The organism is Escherichia sp. GZ89 (assembly GCF_019366485.1).
Lineage (GTDB): Bacteria > Pseudomonadota > Gammaproteobacteria > Enterobacterales > Enterobacteriaceae > Escherichia > Escherichia fergusonii.
On record NZ_JAEOHX010000001.1, the window covers coordinates 208,479 to 233,576 of the forward strand.

A 25,098-nucleotide genomic window follows, 5' to 3' on the forward strand; every position below is an offset into this window, starting at 1 on the left:
AAAAGAGTCATGTTTGATTACGAAACATTACGGTTTATCTGGTGGTTGCTGATCGGTGTCATCCTTGTGGTCTTTATGGTGACCGATGGCTTTGATATGGGGATCGGCTGCCTGCTGCCATTGGTTGCCCGGGATGATGAGGAACGCCGGGTGGTGATTAATAGCGTTGGGGCGCACTGGGAAGGCAACCAGGTATGGTTGATTCTTGCGGGTGGTGCGTTATTCGCTGCCTGGCCACGAGTATATGCTGCTGCTTTTTCTGGATTTTATGTCGCCATGATCCTTGTCCTTTGCGCATTGTTCTTCCGCCCCCTTGCGTTTGATTATCGTGGCAAAATTGCTAACAAACGCTGGCGCACAATGTGGGATGCAGGGTTATTTATCGGTAGCGTTATCCCGCCCGTAGTTTTTGGTGTGGCGTTTGGCAATTTGCTTCTTGGTGTACCTTTTGCTTTTACACCGCAATTAAGGGTGGAATATTTCGGTACCTTCTGGCAGCTATTATCGCCGTTTGCGCTGCTTTGTGGGGCGCTCAGCCTATGCCTGGTCATCATGCAGGGAGGCGTCTGGTTACAATTGAAAACAGAAGGCATCCTCCGTCAGCGGGCGTTATCCGCCACCAAACGCAGTGCACTATTAGTGGTGCTTTGCTTCCTGCTGGCAGGATACTGGTTGTGGGTAGGCATTGACGGTTATTTGCTGCTGGATCAGGATACTAATGGTCCTGCAAATCCATTAATGAAAATTGTCGTGATCGCGCCTGGCGTATGGATGCGCAACTTTTTTAACACCATTTCATTGTTGATTTTCCCGCTGCTTGGCCTGGTAGGGCCAATGCTGGCATTATTTGCATTGAGTCGAAAACGCCCTGGCTGGGGATTTGTCATGGCATCGCTGACACAGTTTGGCGTGATATTTACCGCTGGTGTGGCACTCTTCCCCTTTGTTATGCCATCCAGTGTGAGTCCTGTTTCAAGTCTGACGCTCTGGGATTGTACATCAAGTGATAAAACATTAAGTATTATGTTGGTTATCGTATTGGTCTTCCTGCCAATTGTATTGCTGTATACCTTATGGAGTTACTACAAGCTGTGGGGAAGAATTAATACAGACACTGTTCGCCGCCACGATAGTGAACTTTATTGAGGAGCAGTAACAATGTGGTATCAACTCTGGTTTGTTGGCATTTTGCTGATGTGCACCATAACGTCACTGGTTCTGGTATGGCTTGAGCCACGGTTTGAGAGCGCTAAAAAAGACGAGGCGGCTGGTAATCATAAAATTGCTTGATGCGATATGTTTATCAGGCTAAATATGTTGATTTAACATGCTTTTGTAGGCCAATAATTCGGCATAAATAAAGCTCGCTTTGTCAACAATCTGACCCCAGCCATTAATCGCTGGGGTTTCTGTGTATTAGTACCCGCCATTATTTTCCAGCATCTGTTGACCCGGATTAATCAACTTATCGTTATTCTGTTGAATGTTAATAAGTGAGTTATTACGCTGCGTTTCATTATCTAATAAAAAATGATTTTCATAACTTTTGGGTTTAGGCGTTGGTTTAGGTTCTGTTGGTTCTTTGGGCTCCGGTTTTGGTGGTTTTGGTGATGGAGTTGGTGTGGGGTTGGTATCCCAGGGATCATAGTCAGGACGCATTGGGAAGGCTTTTGTTGGCGTAACCGAGGGAGCGGTATTGCTAAAAGTAATGCCATTATTTGCTGGTTTTTCAATGGCTGAGGAGCAAGCAGAAATAAAAAATATGCTTATGACTAACGCTAACAATCGTTTCATCATGTATCTCCTGCATCAGTTATATACTCATCATGTTTCATATAATACGGACCGTGGCTCGAATTATTTAGAGTGTAGTTGCTGCTTAAACGCTCAATAGTCACTAATAGGGGTGAATTATCACGGGTGTAACTTTTGGCTGATCCAGACTTCCAGTGCTGAGATACTTTTCATAATCTCTTTTCGCAGTGCAATAGCCGACAGAGGCTGCTGCTCCAGTTGTGCGCATAGCTGGCTGGCGCTACGCATTCCCAGACTCGAGCAACTGCTTTTTAGCTGATGTGCGGCACGCTTTATTTTCTCGCTTTCCTGACTGGCGCGGGCAATGTCGATGTCATCGAGAAGCGGCAGGGCATGTTGTTTAAATAATGTCAGCCATTCGTGGATCTTCTCCGTCCCCATCAACTGAGCATCTTCATTGAGTTGCGATATATCCAACGGCTGATCGTTACTGGTTTGCAGTTGGAGATAGTGCGCCAGTAACTGACCGAGCACTTCACGCGGCACCGGTTTAGGGATAATCCCGCGAAATAGTGAACTGGTACGCTGGCGCAACGTTTCGTCGATGACATGGGCGCTAAAGCCAATCAAAACCAGCGACGGATATTGCTGTACCAGTTGTCGGGCAAGGGTAATACCGTCGATATCCGGCAGATCAAAATCCACCAGTGCGGCAGCAAACGGTTCGCTATTTTGCAACGTCTCTATCGCGTGCGCGGCATTGCCAACAGCAACGACCTGCGCACCACTGTTGTTCAGCATCTCAACGGTAATTCGCTGGGTTAGCGGGTTATCTTCAATTAACAGCAAACGTAAACCGTCCAGATGCACCGCCTGATTGACTGTTTTTGGCACGGGTGCCGTGGCAATACGTAACGGCAAGCGTAAACAAAAACAGCTTCCAACCTCCGGCGTGCTGGTGGCGCTGAGTTCGCCGCCCATCGCCTGGGCCAGACGGCTACTGATAGTCAGCCCCAGCCCGGTGCCGCCGCGTTTGCCACTCACCTGAACAAATGGCTGGAAGATTTCAGCCAGTTTCGAGGGATCAATACCGCAGCCGCTGTCTTCCACTTCGACCAGCCATTGTTTGCCATCAGTGCGACTACGCAGGATAATTTGCCCTTCGTCAGTGAAACGCAGGGCGTTGCTCAACAGGTTGGTAATGACCTGACGAATTCGTCGCGGATCGCCCATTAACGCGGTCGGAACATCGTCGGCAATTGCCGTTGCCAGGCGAATTGGGCGACCTTTCACCCGTCCGCTCATTAATTGCAGGGTACTTTCCAGCAGCGGGCGCGGTTCAAAGGGCTCATCGCTGACCGAAACATTCTTGCCGCCTGCTTCGATAGCCGAATAATCGAGAATATCGTTGAGGATGGTCAGCAACGATTCACCAGAGTCAGTAATTGCCCGCAAATCATCACGCTGGGCATTAAGTGCGGGGTTATCTGCCAGCAGTTGCGCGGTACCGAGAATACCGTACAGCGGTGTGCGGATCTCATGGCTCATTGCCGCCAGAAACGCCGACTTTGCCTGGCTGGCTTTTTCTGCTTCCGCCCGTGCCTGTCGGTGTTCTATCACCAGTTCCTGCAATTCGGCTGTGCGCGCTTTTACCTGCGCCGCCAGCTGTTCGCGGTGGCGATTAAGCGCATGAACACTGCTGCGAAACGCATCCATCAGCCGCCCGATGGTGTCCAGCTCCCGCACGCCAGCGGTTTCCGGGAAAGGGGAGTTGATATCACCGTCCAGCAGTCGTTGCAGCGCCTGCGTTTGTTCGGCAAGGGGACGCGTGACTGAGCGATAAACCACGCGCCAGAGGATCAGAATCAGTGCGCAAAGAGAAACTATCCCCAGCAATAACAGGCTGTATTGCCCGCGTGCACTGGCTTTTTCCAGATGCGCCAGGCCATGCTGATTACGCAGCTCAATGGTGTCGACCAGTTGACTGACTTCGCTACTAAACTGCGCGAACTGGGCGATGTTATTTTGCGCGAGACTTTGCAGGCGATGACTGATTTCACTGTCCTGCTGATAAAGCGCCAGCAAATCGTTATATTGGCTAACGGTAGTTAACGTTGTCGCGACCTGTGCACGAACACCGGGATCTTCAATGCGTATTTGCCGACGTTGCAGAATTTTAACCGCATTATTGAGTTGCTTTTCCAGCGTTGACGCATTTTTCTGGATCTGTTCCAGCCCCAGATTCATCACCATTTGCTGCACGCGCAGGGCGCTAAGGCGCAGTTCATTCATCTGGTTAACGTACTCAAGATCGATATCAATCAGCCGATCAAGTGCGTTTTCTGCGTCCTGACGCTGATGTTGTTCGATCAAATCGTAAATCCCGGCCTGGGTCGCTCCGGCAGAGGTCGCCGCATTATTCGCCTGACCTTGCGCCAGGCGTGCGATCTCATCGGCAGCAGCGACTATCTGCTGGCTGAGTTGCTGTTGTTGCTGGCGCAGTTGCAAACGCTGCCCCACCAGTTCCCCTTGTTGACGTAACGAACGGGAGATCTCCTGCTCCTGTTGTTCAATAGCGGTGGTATCAAAACCTTGTTCCCGTAACGCTTGCAGCAACGCGTTAATCTTCAGGCTTTGTGCGGTGAGCATTCGCCCCTGCGCCTGCCACATCTTTTCGTTATCGGCACTGGTCAGGTTCTGCGCGGCGAAAAGTTCCCAGGCGCTGGCTTCGCTCAACTGGCGAGCCATATTCATGGTAGGAATCAATGCCTGAGTGTTGTCTTTTTCCACCTGGCTGATAAAGCGCAGGTTGTACCATCCCACCAGGGTACTGGTCAGGGTTAACAGCGCCATCAGGGCAAAGCCCATCCAGAGTCTTCGGGTCAGGGTTAAATTCACGGTCAGTGTACTTAAGGTGAAAAAGGTTGAGTCGCAAAGCGGAATGCATCTAGCATAAAGCCTTATTATTGATGAGGCTATCATGCGTGTACTGCTATTGTTACTTCTTTCCCTTTTCATGTTGCCTGGTTTTTCGGCTGATAACTTGTTGCGCTGGCATGATGCGCAGCATTTCTCGGTACAACCCTCTACGCCGCTTAAAGCCAAACGTTCATGGAAACTGTGCGCGCTTTATCCCAGCCTGAAAGATTCATACTGGTTATCGTTGAACTATGGTATGCAGGAGGCTGCTCGCCGCTACGGTGTGGATTTAAAAGTGCTGGAGGCAGGCGGCTACAGCCAGTTGGCTACCCAGCAAGCACAAATCGACCAGTGCAAACAGTGGGGTGCAGAGGCCATTTTGCTCGGTAGTAGCACGACGTCATTTCCCGACCTGCAAAAGCAGGTAGCAAGTCTGCCGGTGATCGAACTGGTAAATGCTATTGATGCTCCCCAGGTGAAAAGCCGCGTTGGTGTGCCGTGGTTTCAGATGGGCTATCAACCAGGGCGATATCTGGTGCAATGGAGTCACGGAAAACCACTGAACGTGCTGTTGATGCCCGGCCCCGATAACGCCGGGGGCAGTAAGGAGATGGTAGAGGGTTTCCGCGCCGCCATTGCCGGAAGCCCGGTGCGTATTGTCGATATTGCGCTCGGCGACAACGATATTGAAATCCAGCGTAACCTGTTGCAGGAGATGTTGGAGCGCCATCCAGAAATCGACGTTGTGGCCGGAACGGCGATTGCGGCAGAGGCGGCAATGGGTGAAGGGCGTAACCTGAAAACACCGCTTACCGTGGTGTCGTTTTATCTTTCACATCAGGTGTATCGCGGGTTGAAGCGGGGAAGAGTGATTATGGCTGCCAGCGATCAAATGGTCTGGCAGGGGGAACTGGCGGTTGAGCAAGCGATCAGGCAATTACAGGGACTATCGGTGTCTGATAATGTCAGCCCACCGATTTTAGTCCTGACGCCGAAAAATGCCGACCGCGAACATATCCGCCGCTCGCTGTCACCAGGGGGATTTCGTCCGGTCTATTTTTATCAGCACACATCAGCGGCTAAGAAATAACCTTCGCCATGTTGTGTCACCAGTAAATCCGCGCTGAGTTTATGACGTAAACGACGAATTAACACATCGACGGTGCGCAGGTCGGGGTTTTCCACCCGGCGCGCAGAAAGCATACGCAGCAGACGTTCACGGCTGAGAATTTCGCCCGGATTGGTCACAAATGCCACCAACATTTCATACTCTGCGCGGGTTAGTTTAATCGGTTCGCCATCAAGCTCCAGCGTATGGCGCGACACATTCAGGCAATAACCGGCAAAGCGATAGCAGTTGTCTTGAGTGAGCGGTTGAGCCTGTCGCGCGAGGTCGATTCGCCAGAGCAGATTTTTCACCCGTACCACCAGTTCGCGCAGTTCCAGCGGTTTGGTGACGTAATCGTCTGCGCCCATTTCCAGCCCAACAATACGGTCAATCCGATCGCTGCGTCCGGTAACCAGAATAATACCCACCGTCGAACGTTCCCGCAGGGCGCGGGTTAACATCAGGCCATTTTCATCGGGCAAATTGATATCCAGCAGAATTAAATCCACTGGCTGGTTTTGCATAATTTCACGCAGCCCGGCACCGCTCGCCGTAACGGAAACCGTATACCCCTCCTGAGTGAAGTAGGTTTGTAATCGCGCCTGGGTAACCGGCTCATCTTCAACAATAACAATGTGATGTGGCATCAGAGAGTTTTACTCATTCTGTTCATATCTGTTCATATTCTGCCGTAAGCCGTTCATCCTGACCAGTGCCGCTGTTCATATTTGCTCATTAAGATCGCTTAACTAAACCATAATTTTACAGGGGCTATTATGCGGAAACTCTGGAACGCGTTACGCCGACCCAGTGCTCGTTGGTCGGTACTGGCGCTGGTCGCTATTGGGATTGTGATTGGCATTGCGCTGATTGTGTTACCTCACGTGGGGATCAAAGTCACCAGCACAACCGAATTTTGTGTCAGTTGCCACAGTATGCAACCGGTGTATGAAGAATATAAACAGTCGGTGCATTTCCAGAACGCCTCAGGCGTGCGAGCTGAATGCCATGACTGCCATATCCCGCCGGATATTCCAGGCATGGTGAAGCGTAAACTGGAAGCGAGCAACGACATCTACCAGACCTTTATTGCCCACTCCATTGATACACCTGAAAAATTCGAAGCCAAACGCGCGGAACTTGCCGAGCGTGAATGGGCGCGAATGAAAGAAAACAACTCGGCAACCTGCCGCTCCTGCCATAACTACGACGCGATGGATCATGCGAAGCAACATCCTGAAGCGGCACGTCAGATGAAGGTGGCAGCGAAAGATAATCAATCCTGCATCGACTGTCATAAAGGTATTGCCCACCAGTTGCCGGATATGAGTAGCGGCTTCCGTAAGCAATTCGATGAGCTGCGCGCCAGTGCAAATGATAGTGGTAATACGCTGTACTCCATTGATATTAAGCCAATTTATGCGGCGAAAGGCGATAAAGAAGCGTCTGGTTCTCTGCTGCCTGCTTCGGAAGTGAAAGTCCTTAAACGTGACGGCGACTGGCTGCAAATTGAAATCACTGGCTGGACGGAAAGCGCAGGACGTCAGCGTGTACTCACCCAGTTCCCTGGCAAACGCATCTTTGTTGCTTCGATTCGTGGCGATGTTCAGCAGCAGGTGAAAACGCTGGAGAAAACCACCGTAGCCGACACCAATACCGAGTGGAGCAAATTGCAGGCCACCGCGTGGATGAAGAAAGGCGACATGGTGAACGATATCAAACCGATCTGGGCTTACGCGGATTCGCTGTACAACGGCACCTGTAATCAATGCCACGGCGCACCGGAAATCGCCCACTTTGACGCTAATGGTTGGATTGGCACGCTCAACGGCATGATTGGCTTTACCAGCCTCGATAAACGTGAAGAACGCACCTTGCTGAAATATCTGCAAATGAATGCGTCTGATACCGCAGGTAAGGCTCACGGCGATAAGAAGGATGAAAAATAATGAACAATAACGATCTCTTTCAGGCATCACGTCGACGTTTTCTGGCACAACTCGGCGGCTTAACTGTCGCCGGGATGCTGGGGCCGTCACTGTTAACGCCGCGCCGTGCGACTGCGGCGCAAGCGGCGACTGAAGCTGTCACCTCGAAAGAGGGCATTATTACCGGGTCGCACTGGGGGGCTATCCGCGCGACGGTGAAGGATGGTCGCTTTGTGGCGGCAAAACCGTTCGAACTGGATAAATATCCGTCGAAAATGATCGCCGGATTGCCGGATCACGTACACAACGCGGCGCGTATTCGTTATCCGATGGTACGCGTGGACTGGCTACGTAAGCGCCATCTGAGCGACACTTCCCAGCGCGGTGATAACCGATTTGTGCGCGTGAGCTGGGATGAAGCCCTCGACATGTTCTATGAAGAGCTGGAACGTGTGCAGAAAACGCACGGGCCGAGTGCCTTGTTGACCGCCAGTGGTTGGCAATCGACGGGGATGTTCCATAACGCGTCGGGGATGCTGGCGAAAGCTATTGCCTTACATGGTAATAGCGTGGGTACGGGTGGGGATTACTCCACCGGTGCTGCGCAGGTGATCCTGCCGCGTGTAGTTGGCTCAATGGAAGTGTATGAACAGCAAACCTCCTGGCCGCTGGTATTGCAGAACAGCAAAACCATTGTGCTGTGGGGCTCCGATTTGCTGAAAAACCAGCAAGCGAACTGGTGGTGCCCGGATCACGATGTTTATGAATATTACGCGCAGTTGAAAGCGAAAGTCGCCGCCGGTGAAATTCAGGTCATCAGCATCGATCCGGTTGTTACATCCACTCATGAGTATCTGGGACGCGAGCATGTGAAGCACATTGCGGTTAACCCGCAAACTGACGTGCCGCTGCAACTGGCGCTGGCGCATACGTTGTACAGCGAAAACCTGTACGACAAAAACTTCCTCGCTAACTACTGTGTGGGTTTTGAGCAGTTCCTGCCCTATCTGCTGGGCGAGAAAGACGGTCAGCCGAAAGATGCCGCATGGGCTGAAAAACTGACTGGCATTGATGCCGAAACCATTCGTGGACTGGCGCGGCAGATGGCGGCGAACAGAACGCAGATTATTGCTGGTTGGTGCGTACAGCGTATGCAGCACGGTGAACAGTGGGCGTGGATGATTGTGGTTCTGGCGGCGATGCTGGGGCAAATTGGCCTGCCGGGTGGTGGCTTCGGTTTTGGCTGGCACTATAACGGCGCAGGCACGCCGGGGCGTAAAGGCGTTATTCTGAGTGGTTTCTCCGGCTCTACGTCGATTCCACCTGTTCACGACAACAGCGACTACCAAGGCTATAGCAGCACTATTCCGATTGCCCGTTTTGTCGATGCGATCCTCGAACCGGGAAAAGTGATCAACTGGAATGGTAAATCGGTAAAACTGCCACCGCTGAAAATGTGTATTTTTGCCGGAACTAACCCGTTACATCGTCATCAGCAGATTAACCGCATTATCGAAGGCTGGCGCAAGCTGGAAACGGTTATCGCTATAGATAATCAGTGGACCTCAACCTGCCGCTTTGCCGATATCGTACTGCCTGCGACCACGCAGTTTGAGCGTAACGATCTCGACCAGTACGGTAACCACTCCAACCGTGGCATTATCGCCATGAAACAGGTCGTGCCGCCGCAGTTTGAGGCACGCAACGACTTTGATATTTTCCGCGAGCTGTGCCGTCGCTTTAATCGTGAAGAAGCCTTTACCGAAGGGCTGGACGAAATGGGCTGGCTGAAACGCATCTGGCAGGAAGGTGTACAACAGGGCAAAGGACGCGGTGTTCATCTGCCAGCGTTTGATGACTTCTGGAATAAGAAAGAGTACGTCGAGTTTGATCATCCGCAGATGTTTGTTCGCCACCAGGCATTCCGGGAAGATCCGGATCTCGAACCGCTGGGCACGCCGAGTGGCCTGATTGAGATCTACTCAAAAACCATCGCCGACATGAACTACGACGATTGTCAGGGGCATCCGATGTGGTTCGAGAAAATCGAACGCTCCCACGGTGGGCCCGGCTCGCAGAAGTATCCGTTGCATCTGCAATCTGTGCATCCGGATTTCCGACTTCACTCGCAGTTATGTGAGTCGGAAACTTTGCGTCAGCAATATACGGTCGCGGGTAAAGAGCCAGTATTTATTAGCCCGCAGGATGCCAGTGCGCGCGGTATTCGTAACGGTGATGTGGTACGCGTCTTTAACGCTCGTGGTCAGGTGTTGGCTGGAGCAGTGGTTTCTGACCGCTATGCACCCGGCGTGGCACGAATTCACGAAGGGGCATGGTACGATCCAGATAAAGGCGGTGAGCCTGGTGCGCTGTGCAAATACGGTAACCCCAACGTGTTGACTATCGACATCGGTACTTCGCAGCTGGCGCAGGCGACCAGTGCGCATACCACGCTGGTGGAAATTGAGAAGTACAACGGAACAGTGGAGCAGGTGACGGCGTTTAATGGCCCCGTTGAGATGGTGGCGCAGTGCGAATATGTTCCCGCGTCGCAGGTGAAATCATGACCACGCTGACAGCACAACAGATTGCCTGTGTCTACGCCTGGCTGGCGCAGTTGTTCTCCCGTGAGCTGGACGATGAACAACTGACGCAGATCGCCAGTGCGCAGATGGCTGAATGGTTTTCGTTGCTAAAAAGCGAACCGCCGCTCACTGCGGCGGTGAACGAGCTGGAAACTAAAATTGCCGCTCTGACAGTGCGTGACGACGCTCGTCTGGAACTGGCCGCTGACTTTTGCGGCCTGTTTCTGATGACCGACAAACAAGCGGCGCTGCCGTATGCATCGGCCTACAAACAGGACGAGCAAGAGATTAAACGCTTGTTAGTTGAGGCAGGGATGGAAACCAGCGGCAATTTCAACGAACCGGCAGATCATCTGGCGATCTATCTCGAGTTGTTGAGTCATCTGCATTTTTCGCTGGGAGAGGGGACCGTTCCTGCGCGAAGAATCGACAGTTTGCGGCAAAAAGTACTGACGGCGCTGCAACAATGGTTACCAGAGTTTGCGGCGCGTTGCCATCAGTATGACAGCTTTGGTTTTTACGCTGCATTAAGCCAGTTATTGCTGGCGTTAGTGGAGTGCGATAAGCAGCACTGATGGCATCCCGGCCGGAGAGATTTATACTCTCCGGCTATTTTTTAAGATGTAAAAGTCGATAAACCCACCTATTTCACCTCTTACTCTTGCCATTGACTACGCGCAGGTCTGGCATCATTGGCATATCTTTATTACCAGGATCTGCCGCGTGTCTGACGAGAGCGACGACAAAACAGAAGCCCCCACACCTCACCGACTGGAAAAAGCCAGGGAAGAAGGGCAAATCCCGCGTTCCCGTGAACTCACGTCGATGCTGATCTTACTGGTCGGTGTTTGTGTCATTTGGTTTGGCGGCGAATCACTGGCACGGCAGCTTGCTGCGATGTTATCGGCAGGTTTGCACTTTGACCATCATCTGATTAACGATCCAAATCTGATCCTTGGGCAAATTATTCTGCTGATTAAACAAGCGATGATGGCGCTATTGCCGCTGATTACTGGCGTCGTGCTGGTGGCATTGATCTCTCCGGTTTTGCTGGGAGGATTAATTTTTAGTGGCAAATCGTTACAACCGAAATTCTCTAAACTGAATCCGTTACCAGGAATTAAACGGATGTTTTCTGCCCAGACCGGAGCAGAGTTATTAAAAGCGATCCTCAAATCAACATTGGTGGGGTGCGTAGCCGGGTTTTACTTATGGCATAAGTGGCCAGAGATGATGCGCCTGATGGCGCAATCGCCAATTACCGCTATGGGTAATGCGTTGGATCTGGTTGGCCTGTGCGCACTGCTGGTGGTGCTGGGTGTCATTCCGATGGTCGGTTTTGACGTTTTTTATCAAATCTTCAGCCATCTTAAGAAACTTCGCATGTCACGCCAGGATATTCGCGATGAGTTTAAACAAAGCGAAGGCGACCCACACGTTAAAGGCCGTATCCGTCAAATGCAGCGGGCCGCTGCCCGACGACGAATGATGAATGATGTGCCCCAGGCTGATGTTATCGTCAATAACCCGACGCACTATTCTGTGGCACTGCAATACGACGAAAATAAAATGAGCGCACCAAAAGTGATTGCCAAAGGGGCAGGGCTGGTGGCGCTGCGTATTCGGGAAATTGCGGCCGAACATCATATTCCAACACTGGAAGCGCCACCTCTGGCGCGTGCGCTATATCGCCATGCCGAAATTGGCCAGCAAATCCCCGGTCAACTGTATGCTGCCGTAGCAGAGGTGCTGGCGTGGGTATGGCAATTAAAGCGTTGGCGTATTGCCGGTGGACAACGCCCGGTAAAACCTGCAAACCTCCCGGTGCCAGAGGCACTGGATTTTATCAACGAGAAAACGACCGATGACTAATCTGGCCTCCGTGCTGCGCTTGCCCGGCAACCTGAAATCAACACAATGGCAGATCCTCGCCGGACCCATCCTCATCTTGCTGATTTTGTCGATGATGGTGCTGCCATTGCCAGCGTTTATCCTCGACTTGTTGTTCACCTTTAATATCGCGCTATCGATAATGGTGCTGCTGGTGGCGATGTTTACCCAGCGCACGCTCGACTTTGCCGCGTTTCCGACAATTCTGTTGTTCACCACATTGCTAAGACTGGCACTTAACGTCGCTTCAACACGTATCATTTTAATGGAAGGGCATACAGGCGCAGCTGCGGCAGGGAAAGTGGTGGAAGCGTTCGGTCACTTTCTGGTTGGTGGCAATTTCGCCATTGGTATCGTGGTGTTTATCATTCTGGTCATCATCAACTTTATGGTTATCACCAAAGGGGCGGGGCGTATTGCCGAAGTAGGTGCGCGTTTTGTTCTTGATGGTATGCCAGGAAAACAGATGGCGATTGATGCTGATCTTAATGCCGGGTTGATCGGTGAAGATGAAGCGAAAAAACGCCGCGCGGAAGTGACTCAGGAAGCGGATTTTTACGGTTCGATGGATGGTGCGAGTAAGTTCGTACGTGGTGATGCCATCGCCGGGATCTTAATCATGGTCATCAACGTGATAGGTGGTTTATTGGTTGGGGTGCTGCAACATGGAATGAGTATGGGGCACGCCGCAGAAAGCTACACACTGCTGACTATCGGTGATGGTCTGGTCGCACAAATTCCGGCTCTGGTGATCTCCACGGCGGCAGGGGTGATTGTTACTCGTGTCAGCACCGATCAGGATGTTGGCGAACAGATGGTCAAACAGCTGTTCAGTAACCCTCGGGTGATGTTGCTCAGCGCAGCCGTTCTTGGCTTGCTCGGCCTGGTGCCAGGAATGCCGAATCTGGTGTTTTTGCTGTTTACTGCCGGGCTTCTGGCACTGGCATGGTGGATTCGTGGTCAGGAACAAAAGGCACCTGCTGAACCACAACCGATAAAAATGCCGGAAAACAATTCAGTAATGGAAGCGACATGGAATGACGTGCAACTGGAAGATTCGCTCGGAATGGAAGTGGGATACCGTCTGATCCCGATGGTGGATATGCAACAGGATGGCGAGCTATTGGGGCGCATTCGTAGTATCCGCAAGAAATTCGCTCAGGATATGGGCTTTCTGCCACCGGTGGTGCACATTCGCGACAATATGGATTTACAACCGGCACGGTATCGCATTTTGATGAAAGGGGTAGAAATTGGCAGTGGCGATGCTTATCCGGGGCGCTGGCTGGCCATTAACCCTGGGACAGCGGCAGGTACGCTGCCAGGCGAACAAACCGTTGATCCGGCATTTGGTTTAAGTGCTATCTGGATTGAAAGTGCACTGAAAGAACAAGCGCAGATTCAGGGATATACGGTAGTCGAAGCCAGCACTGTAGTGGCTACTCATCTTAACCATCTGCTTGGGTTATATGCTGCGGAACTGTTTGGTCGCCAGGAGGCGCAACAGTTGCTGGACCGCGTTACGCAGGAAATGCCGAAGTTGACGGAAGATCTGGTTCCTGGCGTTATTACGCTCACCACACTCCACAAAGTGTTGCAAAATCTGCTGGATGAGAAAGTACCGATTCGTGATATGCGTACTATTCTCGAAACACTGGCTGAACATGCTCCCGTTCAGAGCGATCCTCACGAGTTAACTGCCGTTGTGCGTGTGGCGCTGGGGCGAGCGATTACTCAACGCTGGTTTCCTGGTAATAATGAAGTGCAGGTTATCGGACTTGATGTTGCGCTTGAACGTCTGCTATTGCAGGCTTTACAGGGTGGTGGCGGACTGGAGCCAGGGTTGGCTGATCGTTTACTGGCGCAAACTCAGGAGGCGTTGTCTCGCCAGGAAACACTTGGCGCACCGCCTGTACTGCTGGTAAATCATGCGCTACGTCCGCTGCTCTCTCGCTTTTTACGCCGTAGCCTGCCACAACTGGTGGTGCTGTCGAATCTGGAACTTGCGGATAATCGACAGATCCGCATGACGGCAACGATTGGCGGGAAATAATGCGTAAGTTACTGGCAATATTGTTATTTCCACTGGTTGCCACCGCTGCTGGCGAAGGAATGTGGCAGGCCAGCAGCTTTGGCATTACGTTACATCATCGTGGGGAGTCAATGTCATCAACACCACTGGCAGCACGACAGCCTGTGTCGGGAGTGATGACGCTGGTAGCCTGGCGCTATCAGCTGATTGGCCCGACGCCAACGGGGCTTCGTGTACGTTTGTGCTCACAATCCCGGTGTGTCGAATTAGACGGGCAAAGCGGAACAACAGTGGCATTTTCTGGCGTACCCGCTTTAGAACCACTACGTTTTATCTGGGAAGTGCCTGGTAGTGGACGGTTAATTCCACCGCTCAAAGTTCAACGTAATGAAGTGATTGTGAATTATCACAGATAATAAAATAACGAGACTGATGACTAATGCAGAGTTGCCTGATGCGCTGCGTTTATCAGGACGACATAGTCTCTGCAATATATTGAATGGACATAGTTTTATTTACCGGACAAGGCATTAATGCCGCATCCGGCATAAACAAAGTACACTTTGTCAAAAAGCCGATGTCAGCAACATCGGCTTTTTGACGCAGAACACGTTTACATGCGTTCTACTGTTTCAATACCCAGCGTATCCAGACCCAGTTTCAGCGTCTTAGCAGTCAGCAATGCCAGCTTCAGACGGCTGTTACGTACTTCTTCGTTTTCTGCGCTGAGGATCGGGCAGTGTTCGTAGAAACTTGAGAACAGACCAGCCAGATCATACAGATAAGCACACATCACGTGCGGTGTACCTTCACGGGCAACCACGGTGAGAGTCTCTTCAAACTGCAGCAGACGCGCAGCCAGTTGCGCTTCGCGGTCTTCACGGATAATCACCGGAGCTGCTGCCAGTTCTTCTTCAGCAATTTCTGCTTTGCGGAAAACGGAAAGCACACGAGTGTATGCATATTGCATATACGGCGCGGTGTTACCTTCGAACGCCAACATATTGTCCCAGTCGAAGACATAGTCAGTAGTACGGTTTTTGGAAAGATCAGCATATTTCACCGCACCGATACCGACCGCATTGGCCAGTTTTTCCAGTTCGTCAGCTGGCATATCCGGGTTCTTCTCTGCCACCAGACGGCGTGCACGCTCCAGTGCTTCATCCAGCAGATCCGCCAGTTTCACTGTACCGCCAGCACGGGTTTTGAACGGTTTACCATCTTTACCCAGCATCATGCCAAACATATGATGTTCCAGCGGCACAGATTCCGGCACATAGCCAGCTTTACGAACAATCGCCCACGCCTGCATCAGGTGCTGGTGCTGACGGGAGTCGATGTAATAGAGTACGCGATCGGCATGTAGCGTCTCGTAACGATATTTCGCGCAGGCAATATCGGTGGTGGTGTAGAGATAGCCGCCATCTTTCTTCTGAATGATAACGCCCATCGGATCGCCTTCCTTGTTTTTGAACTCATCAAGGAATACGACAGTTGCACCTTCACTTTCTACTGCCAGACCTTTGGCTTTCAGATCAGCCACAATTCCCGGTAGCATCGGGTTGTAGAGACTTTCGCCCATTACGTCATCACGAGTCAGCGTCACGTTCAGACGATCATAGGTGATTTGGTTCTGAGTCATGGTGATGTCGACCAGTTTGCGCCACATCTCACGAAAATACTCATCACCACTTTGCAGTTTTACCACATAGTTACGTGCGCGCTCGGCGAACTCTTCATCTTCGTCGTAATGTTTTTTCGCGTCACGGTAGAAACCTTCAAGGTCAGCCAGGGCCATTTCACCGGCATTTTCCTGCTGCTGTTTTTCCAGCCAGGCAATCAGCATACCGAACTGAGTACCCCAGTCACCGACGTGGTTAGCGCGAATCACTTTGTGACCGAGGAACTCCAGGGTACGCACTGCCGCGTCACCAATGATGGTGGAACGCAGATGACCGACGTGCATCTCTTTCGCCACGTTTGGTGCGGAGTAGTCAACCACAATGGTCTGTTTTTCGGGCGTTGCGACACCAAGACGATCAGATTTTAGCGCCTGCTGAACGTTTTCAGCGAGGAATGCCGGATCAAGGAAAATGTTAATAAAGCCAGGACCCGCGATCTCAACTTTGCTGGCGATACCGTTAAGATCCAGATGAGTAAGCACCTGCTCTGCTAATTGTCGCGGTGCCATACCCAGTTTTTTAGCAACTGCCATCATGCCGTTAGCCTGATAGTCGCCGAACTGAACTTTTGCTGACTGACGAACCTGCGGTTCGCAATCCGCAGGCGCGCCTGCCGCAATCATGGCCTGACGGACTTTTTCTGAGAGAAGAGCCTGAATATTCACCGGAATACCTTACGTTGATGAAGCGAGTCTGTTCACCCGCATCAGTTTAAGAAATTAGGCCGCGAGTATACTGCAAATGCCCGTTGCCGTCAGCACTGGAGGTACTGCTCAATGGGCCAAATATCAACAACAAAAAGGTGCATAAGCATTCAGCCGTTGCTGTTAAAAATCAGCAGTTGGTTGGTGCGGCACAACAGAGTAAATTAGCGGCTTTAGTAAAGAAAACGAGTCTATTTTATGGCGAACTGGCAAACCATTGACGAACTGCATGATATTTCAGCTGATCTGCCGCGATTCACCGCGGCGTTAACAGAACTTTCCACGCGCGTGGGGCTGGATATCACGCCACTTGTCGCCGATCATATTTCATTACGCTGCCATCAAAATACTACAGCAGAACGCTGGCGTCGTGGGCTGGAACAGTGTGGGGAGCTGCTATCAGAAAATATCATTAATGGCCGTCCTATCTGCTTATTTAAATTACACGAACCAGTGAATGTTGCTCACTGGCAATTGAATATTGTGGAACTGCCCTGGCCAGGAGAGAAGCGTTATCCTCATGAAGGATGGGAGCATATAGAGATCGTTCTGCCAGGAGCCGCTGAGACACTTAATGCCCGAGCACTGGCGTTGCTTTCTGATGAGGGCTTAAGCCAACCAGGGATCTCCGTGAAAACCAGTTCACCGAAAGGTGAGCATGAGCGATTGCCAAATCCGACACTGGCAGTGACCGATGGTAAAACCACCATTAAATTTCACCCCTGGTCAATTGAAGAAATTGTTGCCAGCGAGCGGACAGCATAAAAGGAGTGTGTATGGCTTTACTGGAAATTTGCTGTTACAGCCTTGAGTGTGCATTGAATGCACAACGTAACGGTGCGGATCGCATTGAACTATGTGCTGCACCGAAAGAGGGCGGGCTGACTCCATCCTTAGGGGTACTTAAATCTGTTCGCCAGCATGTTACGATCCCCGTTCACCCAATCATTCGCCCGCGCGGAGGGGACTTTTGTTACAGTGACGGCGAATTTACCGCCATACTTGAAGATGTACGAACGGTCCGGGAGTTGGGTTTCCCTGGCCTGGTTACTGGAGTTCTGGATGAAGACGGTAACGTCGATATGCCGCGAATGGCGCAAATCATGGCAGCAGCAGGCCCATTAGCCGTGACATTTCACCGGGCCTTCGATATGTGTGCTAATCCATTAAAAACATTAAACAATTTACGTGATCTTGGTGTAGCACGAGTACTAACATCAGGGCAAAAATCTGATGCAGTGCAAGGTTTATCAATAATTATGGAACTTATTGCCCAAACTGATGCCATAAGCATTATGGCCGGAGCAGGAGTTCGTGCAGCTAATCTGCAGCAACTTCTCAATGCCGGGGTGCTGGAAGTTCATAGTTCCGCTGGAATGTGGCAAACCTCACCAATGCGTTATCGCAATCAAGGATTGTCCATGTCATCAGATGCACACGCGGATGAGTATTCGCGGTATGTCGTAGACGGGGCGGCGGTTGCTGAAATGAAAGGAATCATCGTGCGCCATCAGGCCAAATGATTTTTACCGTTGCATCATGTCGCCCAATATGATGCTTGCTCGTACCAGGCCCCTGCAATTTCAACAGGGGCCTTTTTTTATCATGGCTTGCGCGCAATCAGTACCGCGCGTTTAGGCGCAGGATAGCCTTCCACCGTTTTACCCGGATCATGTGGGTCGAGGAAATCGGACAGAGACTCGGTGACCATCCATTCGGTGCGTCGCTGCTCTTCGGTCGTGGTAACGCTCACATCCGCAATGCGGATATCAACAAAACCACACTTCTTCAGCCAGTTTTTCAACGCCAGGGCTGACGGGATGAAATAAACATTACGCATTTGCGCGTAACGATCGCCTGGCACCAGGACGGTATTTTCATCGCCATCAATAACCAGTGTTTCCAGCACCAGTTCACCTTCATTCACCAGTTGATCTTTTAACTGCCAGAGATGCTCCAGCGGTGAACGACGATGATAAAGCACGCCCATCGAAAAGACGGTATCAAAGGCTTTCAGTGCCGGAAGTTGTTCAATGCCTAACGGCAGCAGATGCGCGCGCTGATCGTTACCCAGCAGTTTACGCACCGCTTCAAACTGGCAAAGAAACAGTTGCGTAGGGTCGATCCCCACCGCGAGGTGCGCACCTGCGCCAATCATGCGCCACATGTGATAACCGCTGCCGCAGCCGACATCAAGAATGGTGCGCCCGGTTAAATCAGAAAGATGGGGCAGAACACGATCCCATTTCCAGTCAGAACGCCATTCGGTATCGATGTTCACGCCATACAGTGAAAACGGCCCTTTGCGCCACGGCATGAGGTTGCGCATCAGTGTTTCAATGCGCTTAATCTGCCCGGCGCTCAGTGGCTCTTCGCTTTCTGCCGTCACGCTATGTAGTAAATCAAGACGATACGGTTTAATTTCAGGCAGAAATTCCACCGCATTGGACCACTGTTTAAACAGACCGTGCTGCTGTTCGCGCTGCCAGCTGGCAATCTGCGCGGGCAGCGTTTCCAGCCAGTGTGAAAGATGATTTTTGGCAATCAGAGAATAAAAGTTACCAAAGTCGATCATGTAGCGTCCTCTGCTTTTAATGCCACCAGTGAACCAAAGTTAAAGCACTGGAACCACAGCTCGCTATGCTCAAATCCGGCTTGATGCAGGCGTGCTTTGTGGGTTTCCACGGAATCGGTCAGCATGACATTTTCCAGCATGCTGCGCTTCTGGCTGATCTCCAGCTCGCTGTAACCGTTGGCACGTTTAAAGTCGTGGTGCATGTTGAACAGTAGCTCACCAACTTTGGTATCTTCGAAACTGAATTTTTCCGAAAGCACCAGCGCGCCGCCCGGATTCAGCCCTTGATAAATTTTATCCAGTAACGCCTGGCGCTCGGAGGGTTCCAGGAATTGCAGGGTAAAATTCAGCACCACCATTGATGCATTTTCAATGGCGATATCACGAATATCACCTTCAATAACGTCTACTGGCGTAGGGGCTTTATAGGCGTCAATATGACGACGGCAGCGTTCAATCATCGCCGGGGAGTTGTCGATGGCGATAATTTTGCAATTATCATGATGAATGTTGCGACGCACTGAGAGCGTCGCCGCGCCCAGAGAACAACCCAGATCGTAAACCTGCGTACCAGGTTGAACGAAGCGTTCGGCTAACATACCAATCATGGAAATAATATTGGAGTAACCGGGAACGGAACGCTGGATCATATCCGGGAAGACTTCGGCTACCCGTTCATCAAAGGTCCAGTCGCCCAGTCTGGCGATAGGGGCAGAAAATAGCGTGTCGCGGTGAGACATAACGTAAAAATCCGGGAAAAAGAAAGTGGCGTATTGTGCGCTAACGCAGGGAGAAAACCAACTCCCAGGGCATATACCAAAGATTCGCCAGCACCATCAGCAACAGCGCACACCAGGTGGCGCTCATGCCGGAGCGCCGCCAGCGAAACAGATGATGATGCAGACCGTAATAGTGCATTAGACGGCCCATTAGCAAAATGATGCCACAAATATGCACCATCCAGGTTTCTGCGCCATTCATCTCCATTAACAATAAAAGGATAATAGCGATGGGAATATATTCCACCGCATTGCCATGAATACGAATAGCGCTTTGCAGCTCGCTAAAACCACCGTCACCCAGGGCAACGCGGTACTGCATTCGCAGGCGAACGACATCAAAAGAGAACTTCATTAATAACAACGCACTTAAAACGGCATACAGCGCGCTTACCATACAAACTCCCTTTAAAATGGCCGATGGCACCTGTCTATGATAGGTGGCAAATTCAGAAAAGAGAAGATTGCTGTGGAATAGCCGGAACTGCTCCGATCTCTGGAAGCGTTTTACGTAAGTCTTCCCACAGGGTATGTACCAGTTCCGGTGCCTGGGCAATATCTGGCGTATGTAAAAAAAGATAAGGCGTAGTGGTCTGATGCCACTGCGCTAATTTTTGTAACCAGATCTGAAATAATTCCCGGTTTTGCGTCATATCATCACTACCGATAAAACGAATCAGCGGATTTGTCGCCGTCAGTACAGCATGTACCGGAACTTTAGGTTTTTTTCGTTGAGCGTCGCGAATGGCTTCACTGTGTGGACGTGCTGCATGAACCGGGCGGCTGTCTAAAATCACCCGATTAACGCCGCGCTGATGTAAACCGCGATTAAGCGTTTGTTCCTCTTCCCCTTTGGCGAAAAACTGTGGATGGCGGACTTCCACACCATAATTAAACTCGCCGGGAAGAGAGTCGAGAAAATGCCAAAGCGCAGGCAGTTCCCGTGGGCCGAATGTGGCAGGCAGTTGCAGCCAGTATTGCCCAATGCGCGGAGCCAGCGGTGACATACGGGTTAAAAATTCTGCCACTAAATCATCGCAATGCCGTAATGCTGCCTGATGCGAAATGGTCGCTGGAAACTTAAAGCAGAAGCGGAAGTCATCTGTGGTCTGCTCACGCCAGCGCAGGACAACCTCGGGTTTCGGCATAGCGTATAGCGTGGTGTTCCCCTCCACGCAGTTAAAGTGGCGGGCATACTCTTCAAGGCTGGTGATTCCCAACCGCACCCATTTAGGATGCGACCATTGCGGCAGACCGATGTAAATCATAATGCGTTGAGGATCTCTTCCACACTGCGCACACGGGCGATGCGTGGGTAGATATGGTTGATGCTGTTATTGTGCTGCTCGGCGCTGGCGGCGCTGCAGGCGTCTTCGGCAATCACCAGATTAAAACCGAGTTCCCAGGCATTGCGGGCGGTGGATTCAACACCGATATTGGTCGAGATCCCACATAACACTATTGTATCGATACCCCGGCGGCGTAATTGCAACTCCAGATCCGTACCGTAAAACGCACCCCATTGACGTTTGATGATTTCGATGTCGCTGTCGGTTGCACCTAATGCAGCAGGATGTTGCCACCAATTTTCGGGTAATACTTTAGCGGGGGAGGGGGCATCAACCGGCTGTTTTAATACTTCGGCGTAATCGGCAGACCAGCCAACGCGCACCAGAAACACGGGCTGACCGCTCGCGCGAAATTTCGCCGCCAGCTTCCCGGCGCGATTAACCACCTCATCAGCAGTATGCGGGCCACCGGCAAAAGGTAAGATGCCTTCTTGTAAATCAATCACCACCAGCGCAGTGGTTTTAGCATTAAGTTCAAGCATGATGACTCCTGACAAAACAAAATCGTGCCTCTCACCTTAATGCGATTAGCCGATGGCGGAACGACAAATTTTGTTAATTTTTATGAGTTCGGGCAACACCTTTATAGCAAACTGGCGTAGAGTCTGATTTCAGGCCCGATATAAAGTGGTAACGAGGCGTTCCAGCACGGGCCAGACTCTTACGGTGCGGCAGAATTTCCAGTATAATAGCCGCCTTTTTTCATTCAGTTGTGACATACAGCTAACGCTGCGACTTGGTCACCTGCGCAGCAGGGGACATCCGCCGGCAGCTAAGTTAAGGGATATCTCATGCGTACAGAATATTGTGGACAGCTCCGTTTGTCCCACGTGGGGCAGCAGGTGACTCTGTGTGGTTGGGTCAACCGTCGTCGTGATCTTGGTAGCCTGATCTTCATCGATATGCGCGACCGCGAAGGTATCGTGCAGGTATTTTTCGATCCGGATCGTGCGGACGCGTTAAAGCTGGCCTCTGAACTGCGTAATGAGTTCTGCATTCAGGTCACGGGCACCGTACGTGCGCGTGACGAAAAAAATATCAACCGCGATATGGCGACCGGCGAAATCGAAGTGCTGGCCTCCTCGCTGACCATCATCAACCGCGCAGACGTTCTGCCGCTTGACTCTAACCACGTCAACACCGAAGAAGCGCGACTGAAATACCGCTACCTCGACCTGCGTCGTCCGGAAATGGCTCAGCGCCTGAAAACCCGTGCGAAAATCACCAGTCTGGTGCGTCGTTTTATGGACGACCACGGCTTCCTCGACATCGAAACTCCGATGCTGACCAAAGCCACGCCGGAAGGCGCGCGTGACTACCTGGTGCCTTCTCGTGTGCACAAAGGTAAATTCTACGCACTGCCGCAATCCCCGCAGTTGTTCAAACAGCTGCTGATGATGTCCGGTTTTGACCGCTACTATCAGATTGTAAAATGCTTCCGTGACGAAGACCTGCGCGCTGATCGTCAGCCTGAATTTACTCAGATCGATGTGGAAACTTCTTTCATGACCGCGCCGCAAGTGCGTGAAGTAATGGAAGCTCTGGTACGCCATTTGTGGCTGGAAGTGAAGGGCGTGGATCTCGGTGATTTCCCTGTAATGACCTTTGCGGAAGCAGAACGCCGTTATGGTTCTGATAAACCGGATCTGCGTAACCCGATGGAACTGACTGACGTTGCCGATCTGCTGAAATCCGTTGAGTTCGCGGTATTCGCAGGTCCGGCGAACGATCCGAAAGGCCGCGTTGCTGCTCTGCGTGTTCCGGGTGGCGCATCGCTGACCCGTAAGCAGATCGACGAATACGGTAACTTCGTTAAAATCTACGGCGCGAAAGGTCTGGCGTACATCAAAGTTAACGAACGTGCGAAAGGTCTGGAAGGTATCAACAGCCCGGTAGCGAAGTTCCTCAACGCTGAAATCATCGAAGCCATCCTGGATCGTACTGCCGCGCAAGATGGCGATATGATTTTCTTCGGTGCTGATAACAAGAAAATTGTTGCCGACGCGATGGGCGCATTGCGTCTGAAAGTGGGTAAAGACCTTGGTCTGACCGACGAAAGCAAATGGGCACCGCTGTGGGTTATCGACTTCCCGATGTTTGAAGACGACGGTGAAGGCGGCCTGACGGCAATGCACCATCCGTTCACCTCACCGAAAGACATGACGGCGGCAGAGTTGAAAGCTGCACCGGAAAATGCGGTGGCGAACGCTTACGATATGGTCATCAATGGTTACGAAGTGGGCGGTGGTTCTGTGCGTATCCATAATGGTGATATGCAGCAGACGGTGTTTGGCATTCTGGGGATCAACGAAGAGGAACAGCGCGAGAAATTCGGCTTCCTGCTCGACGCCCTGAAATACGGTACTCCGCCGCACGCAGGTCTGGCATTCGGTCTTGACCGTCTGACCATGCTGCTGACCGGTACCGACAACATCCGTGACGTTATCGCCTTCCCGAAAACCACGGCGGCAGCGTGTCTGATGACCGAAGCGCCAAGCTTTGCTAACCCGACTGCTCTGTCCGAGCTGAGCATTCAGGTTGTGAAGAAGGCAGAGAATAATTGATATGACTTATAAGCGTCCCGTTTCTATTCTGGTGGTTATTTATGCGCAAGATACGAAACGGGTGCTGATGTTACAGCGGCGTGATGATCCCGATTTCTGGCAGTCGGTAACCGGCAGCGTGGAAGAGGGGGAAACCGCGCCGCAAGCCGCCATGCGCGAAGTAAAGGAAGAGGTCACCATTGATGTTGTCGCTGAACAACTGACCTTAATTGACTGTCAGCGCACGGTGGAGTTTGAAATTTTTTCACATTTACGTCATCGCTATGCGCCGGGCGTAACGCGTAATACGGAATCTTGGTTCTGTCTTGCACTTCCGCACGAGCGTCAGATCGTTTTCACTGAACATCTGGCCTACAAGTGGCTTGATGCGCATGCTGCGGCGGCGCTCACTAAGTCCTGGAGCAACCGGCAGGCGATTGAACAGTTTGTAATTAACGCTGCCTGAACAGGCAGGGCTACCTGGAGATATTTTTATGGCAGGTCATAGTAAATGGGCCAACACCAGACATCGTAAAGCTGCGCAGGATGCTAAGCGCGGTAAAATCTTCACTAAAATCATTCGTGAGCTGGTAACCGCGGCTAAGTTGGGCGGTGGCGATCCGGATGCTAACCCGCGTCTGCGAGCAGCCATTGATAAAGCACTGTCTAACAACATGACCCGTGACACCCTGAACCGCGCAATTGCCCGTGGTGTGGGTGGTGATGATGATGCAAACATGGAAACCATCATCTACGAAGGTTACGGTCCTGGCGGCACGGCAATCATGATTGAATGTCTGTCTGATAACCGCAACCGTACCGTTGCTGAAGTGCGTCACGCATTCAGCAAATGTGGCGGTAACCTCGGTACTGATGGTTCCGTAGCTTATCTGTTCAGCAAAAAAGGCGTGATCTCCTTTGAGAAAGGCGATGAAGACACCATCATGGAAGCAGCTCTGGAAGCTGGTGCTGAAGATGTTGTGACCTATGATGATGGAGCGATTGACGTCTACACTGCATGGGAGGAAATGGGCAAAGTACGCGACGCTCTGGAAGCTGCAGGTCTGAAAGCAGACAGCGCGGAAGTTTCCATGATCCCGTCCACCAAAGCTGATATGGATGCAGAAACCGCACCGAAACTGATGCGTCTGATCGATATGCTGGAAGATTGCGACGACGTGCAGGAAGTCTACCATAACGGTGAAATTTCTGATGAGGTTGCAGCGACTCTCTGATGAGGCCTGCTAAA

The 25,098-nt window shown here is 51.5% G+C and carries 23 protein-coding genes; 14 read left to right on the plus strand and 9 right to left on the minus strand.

Annotated elements, in window-relative coordinates:
• Nucleotides 1–9: 9 nt before the first annotated feature.
• Together appB and cbdX are read left to right on the plus strand one after the other, a co-directional pair.
• Nucleotides 10–1,146, plus strand: a complete 1,137-nt coding sequence (gene appB / locus K0335_RS01015; RefSeq protein ID WP_219393694.1) for a cytochrome d ubiquinol oxidase subunit II — start codon at nucleotides 10–12, stop codon at nucleotides 1,144–1,146.
• 12 nt (nucleotides 1,147–1,158) lie between these two features.
• Nucleotides 1,159–1,290 carry a cytochrome bd-II oxidase subunit CbdX gene (cbdX, locus tag K0335_RS01020; RefSeq protein ID WP_104919657.1) on the plus strand — a complete coding sequence of 44 codons (132 nt, stop codon included), beginning with the start codon at nucleotides 1,159–1,161 and terminating at the stop codon, nucleotides 1,288–1,290.
• Nucleotides 1,291–1,416: 126 nt separating this feature from the next.
• On the opposite strand, the gene K0335_RS01025 is transcribed toward cbdX, so the two are convergent.
• Both K0335_RS01025 and torS read right to left on the minus strand, forming a co-directional pair.
• Nucleotides 1,417–1,797, minus strand: coding sequence for a hypothetical protein (locus tag K0335_RS01025; protein WP_104919658.1), 381 nt, complete (start codon nucleotides 1,795–1,797; stop codon nucleotides 1,417–1,419).
• A 117-nt stretch (nucleotides 1,798–1,914) separates the two neighbouring features.
• Entirely contained in the window at nucleotides 1,915–4,653 is a 2,739-nt protein-coding gene (gene torS / locus K0335_RS01030; RefSeq protein ID WP_104919659.1) for a TMAO reductase system sensor histidine kinase/response regulator TorS, read from the minus strand.
• Between the two features lie 82 nt (nucleotides 4,654–4,735).
• Here torS and torT point away from each other — a divergent pair, with 82 nt between their 5' ends.
• A complete protein-coding gene (torT, locus tag K0335_RS01035) occupies nucleotides 4,736–5,764 on the plus strand; it encodes a TMAO reductase system periplasmic protein TorT (protein WP_104917583.1) in 1,029 nt (342 codons plus the stop codon).
• Here torT and torR read toward each other — a convergent pair.
• Nucleotides 5,737–6,429 carry a two-component system response regulator TorR gene (gene torR, locus K0335_RS01040; RefSeq protein WP_001120131.1) on the minus strand — a complete coding sequence of 231 codons (693 nt, stop codon included), beginning with the start codon at nucleotides 6,427–6,429 and terminating at the stop codon, nucleotides 5,737–5,739. The two genes, torT and torR, sit on opposite strands and share 28 nt — an antisense overlap.
• A gap of 129 nt (nucleotides 6,430–6,558) precedes the next feature.
• Here torR and torC point away from each other — a divergent pair, with 129 nt between their 5' ends.
• The 6 genes from torC to flhe all read left to right on the plus strand — a co-directional run bounded on the left by torC (nucleotide 6,559) and on the right by flhe (nucleotide 14,633).
• Nucleotides 6,559–7,731, plus strand: a complete 1,173-nt coding sequence (gene torC, locus K0335_RS01045) for a pentaheme c-type cytochrome TorC (protein WP_104919660.1) — start codon at nucleotides 6,559–6,561, stop codon at nucleotides 7,729–7,731.
• Nucleotides 7,731–10,277 carry a trimethylamine-N-oxide reductase TorA gene (torA, locus tag K0335_RS01050; RefSeq protein WP_104919661.1) on the plus strand — a complete coding sequence of 849 codons (2,547 nt, stop codon included), beginning with the start codon at nucleotides 7,731–7,733 and terminating at the stop codon, nucleotides 10,275–10,277. The genes torC and torA overlap by 1 nt, the downstream gene beginning before the upstream one ends.
• Nucleotides 10,274–10,870 carry a molecular chaperone TorD gene (gene torD, locus K0335_RS01055; protein ID WP_000209899.1) on the plus strand — a complete coding sequence of 199 codons (597 nt, stop codon included), beginning with the start codon at nucleotides 10,274–10,276 and terminating at the stop codon, nucleotides 10,868–10,870. Before torA ends, torD begins: the two co-directional genes overlap by 4 nt.
• 148 nt (nucleotides 10,871–11,018) lie before the next feature.
• Nucleotides 11,019–12,167 carry a flagellar biosynthesis protein FlhB gene (gene flhB, locus K0335_RS01060; protein WP_001278964.1) on the plus strand — a complete coding sequence of 383 codons (1,149 nt, stop codon included), beginning with the start codon at nucleotides 11,019–11,021 and terminating at the stop codon, nucleotides 12,165–12,167.
• The gene (gene flhA / locus K0335_RS01065) at nucleotides 12,160–14,238 is read left to right on the plus strand and encodes a flagellar biosynthesis protein FlhA (protein WP_000182803.1); all 2,079 of its coding nucleotides are present in this window, start codon (nucleotides 12,160–12,162) and stop codon (nucleotides 14,236–14,238) included. The genes flhB and flhA overlap by 8 nt, the downstream gene beginning before the upstream one ends.
• Nucleotides 14,238–14,633, plus strand: coding sequence for a flagellar protein FlhE (gene flhe, locus K0335_RS01070; RefSeq protein WP_219393695.1), 396 nt, complete (start codon nucleotides 14,238–14,240; stop codon nucleotides 14,631–14,633). The genes flhA and flhe overlap by 1 nt, the downstream gene beginning before the upstream one ends.
• Nucleotides 14,634–14,830: 197 nt before the next feature.
• On the opposite strand, the gene argS is transcribed toward flhe, so the two are convergent.
• Nucleotides 14,831–16,564 (minus strand): arginine--tRNA ligase, encoded by a 1,734-nt coding sequence (gene argS / locus K0335_RS01075; RefSeq protein ID WP_001025344.1) that lies wholly within the window; start codon nucleotides 16,562–16,564, stop codon nucleotides 14,831–14,833.
• Nucleotides 16,565–16,801: 237 nt separating this feature from the next.
• On the opposite strand from argS, the gene K0335_RS01080 reads away from it, so the two are divergent.
• Together K0335_RS01080 and cutC are read left to right on the plus strand one after the other, a co-directional pair.
• Nucleotides 16,802–17,368: a VOC family protein gene (locus K0335_RS01080; protein ID WP_000024804.1), complete on the plus strand. Its 567-nt coding sequence runs from the start codon at nucleotides 16,802–16,804 to the stop codon at nucleotides 17,366–17,368.
• Nucleotides 17,369–17,379: 11 nt separating this feature from the next.
• Entirely contained in the window at nucleotides 17,380–18,126 is a 747-nt protein-coding gene (gene cutC / locus K0335_RS01085) for a copper homeostasis protein CutC (protein WP_046081504.1), read from the plus strand.
• A gap of 80 nt (nucleotides 18,127–18,206) precedes the next feature.
• Here the strand turns inward: cutC and cmoB are convergent, their stop codons facing one another.
• Genes cmoB through K0335_RS01110 form a run of 5 tightly spaced genes read right to left on the minus strand, consistent with a single transcriptional unit; the run spans nucleotide 18,207 to nucleotide 21,788 of the window.
• Nucleotides 18,207–19,178, minus strand: coding sequence for a tRNA 5-methoxyuridine(34)/uridine 5-oxyacetic acid(34) synthase CmoB (cmoB, locus tag K0335_RS01090; protein WP_000564758.1), 972 nt, complete (start codon nucleotides 19,176–19,178; stop codon nucleotides 18,207–18,209).
• Entirely contained in the window at nucleotides 19,175–19,918 is a 744-nt protein-coding gene (cmoA, locus tag K0335_RS01095) for a carboxy-S-adenosyl-L-methionine synthase CmoA (RefSeq protein ID WP_104919664.1), read from the minus strand. Before cmoA ends, cmoB begins: the two co-directional genes overlap by 4 nt.
• Nucleotides 19,919–19,958: 40 nt before the next feature.
• Nucleotides 19,959–20,354: an MAPEG family protein gene (locus K0335_RS01100; protein ID WP_002431590.1), complete on the minus strand. Its 396-nt coding sequence runs from the start codon at nucleotides 20,352–20,354 to the stop codon at nucleotides 19,959–19,961.
• A 52-nt stretch (nucleotides 20,355–20,406) separates the two neighbouring features.
• Nucleotides 20,407–21,225, minus strand: coding sequence for a DUF72 domain-containing protein (locus K0335_RS01105; protein WP_000639291.1), 819 nt, complete (start codon nucleotides 21,223–21,225; stop codon nucleotides 20,407–20,409).
• Nucleotides 21,222–21,788: a hydrolase gene (locus tag K0335_RS01110; protein WP_000891632.1), complete on the minus strand. Its 567-nt coding sequence runs from the start codon at nucleotides 21,786–21,788 to the stop codon at nucleotides 21,222–21,224. Before K0335_RS01110 ends, K0335_RS01105 begins: the two co-directional genes overlap by 4 nt.
• Nucleotides 21,789–22,097: 309 nt before the next feature.
• On the opposite strand from K0335_RS01110, the gene aspS reads away from it, so the two are divergent.
• Genes aspS through K0335_RS01125 form a run of 3 tightly spaced genes read left to right on the plus strand, consistent with a single transcriptional unit; the run spans nucleotide 22,098 to nucleotide 25,084 of the window.
• On the plus strand, nucleotides 22,098–23,870 hold the full coding sequence (gene aspS, locus K0335_RS01115; RefSeq protein ID WP_001258663.1) for an aspartate--tRNA ligase: 1,773 nt from the start codon (nucleotides 22,098–22,100) through the stop codon (nucleotides 23,868–23,870).
• On the plus strand, nucleotides 23,863–24,315 hold the full coding sequence (nudB, locus tag K0335_RS01120; protein ID WP_077626310.1) for a dihydroneopterin triphosphate diphosphatase: 453 nt from the start codon (nucleotides 23,863–23,865) through the stop codon (nucleotides 24,313–24,315). The genes aspS and nudB overlap by 8 nt, the downstream gene beginning before the upstream one ends.
• 28 nt (nucleotides 24,316–24,343) lie before the next feature.
• Nucleotides 24,344–25,084 carry a YebC/PmpR family DNA-binding transcriptional regulator gene (locus K0335_RS01125; RefSeq protein WP_000907234.1) on the plus strand — a complete coding sequence of 247 codons (741 nt, stop codon included), beginning with the start codon at nucleotides 24,344–24,346 and terminating at the stop codon, nucleotides 25,082–25,084.
• Nucleotides 25,085–25,098: the final 14 nt, after the last annotated feature.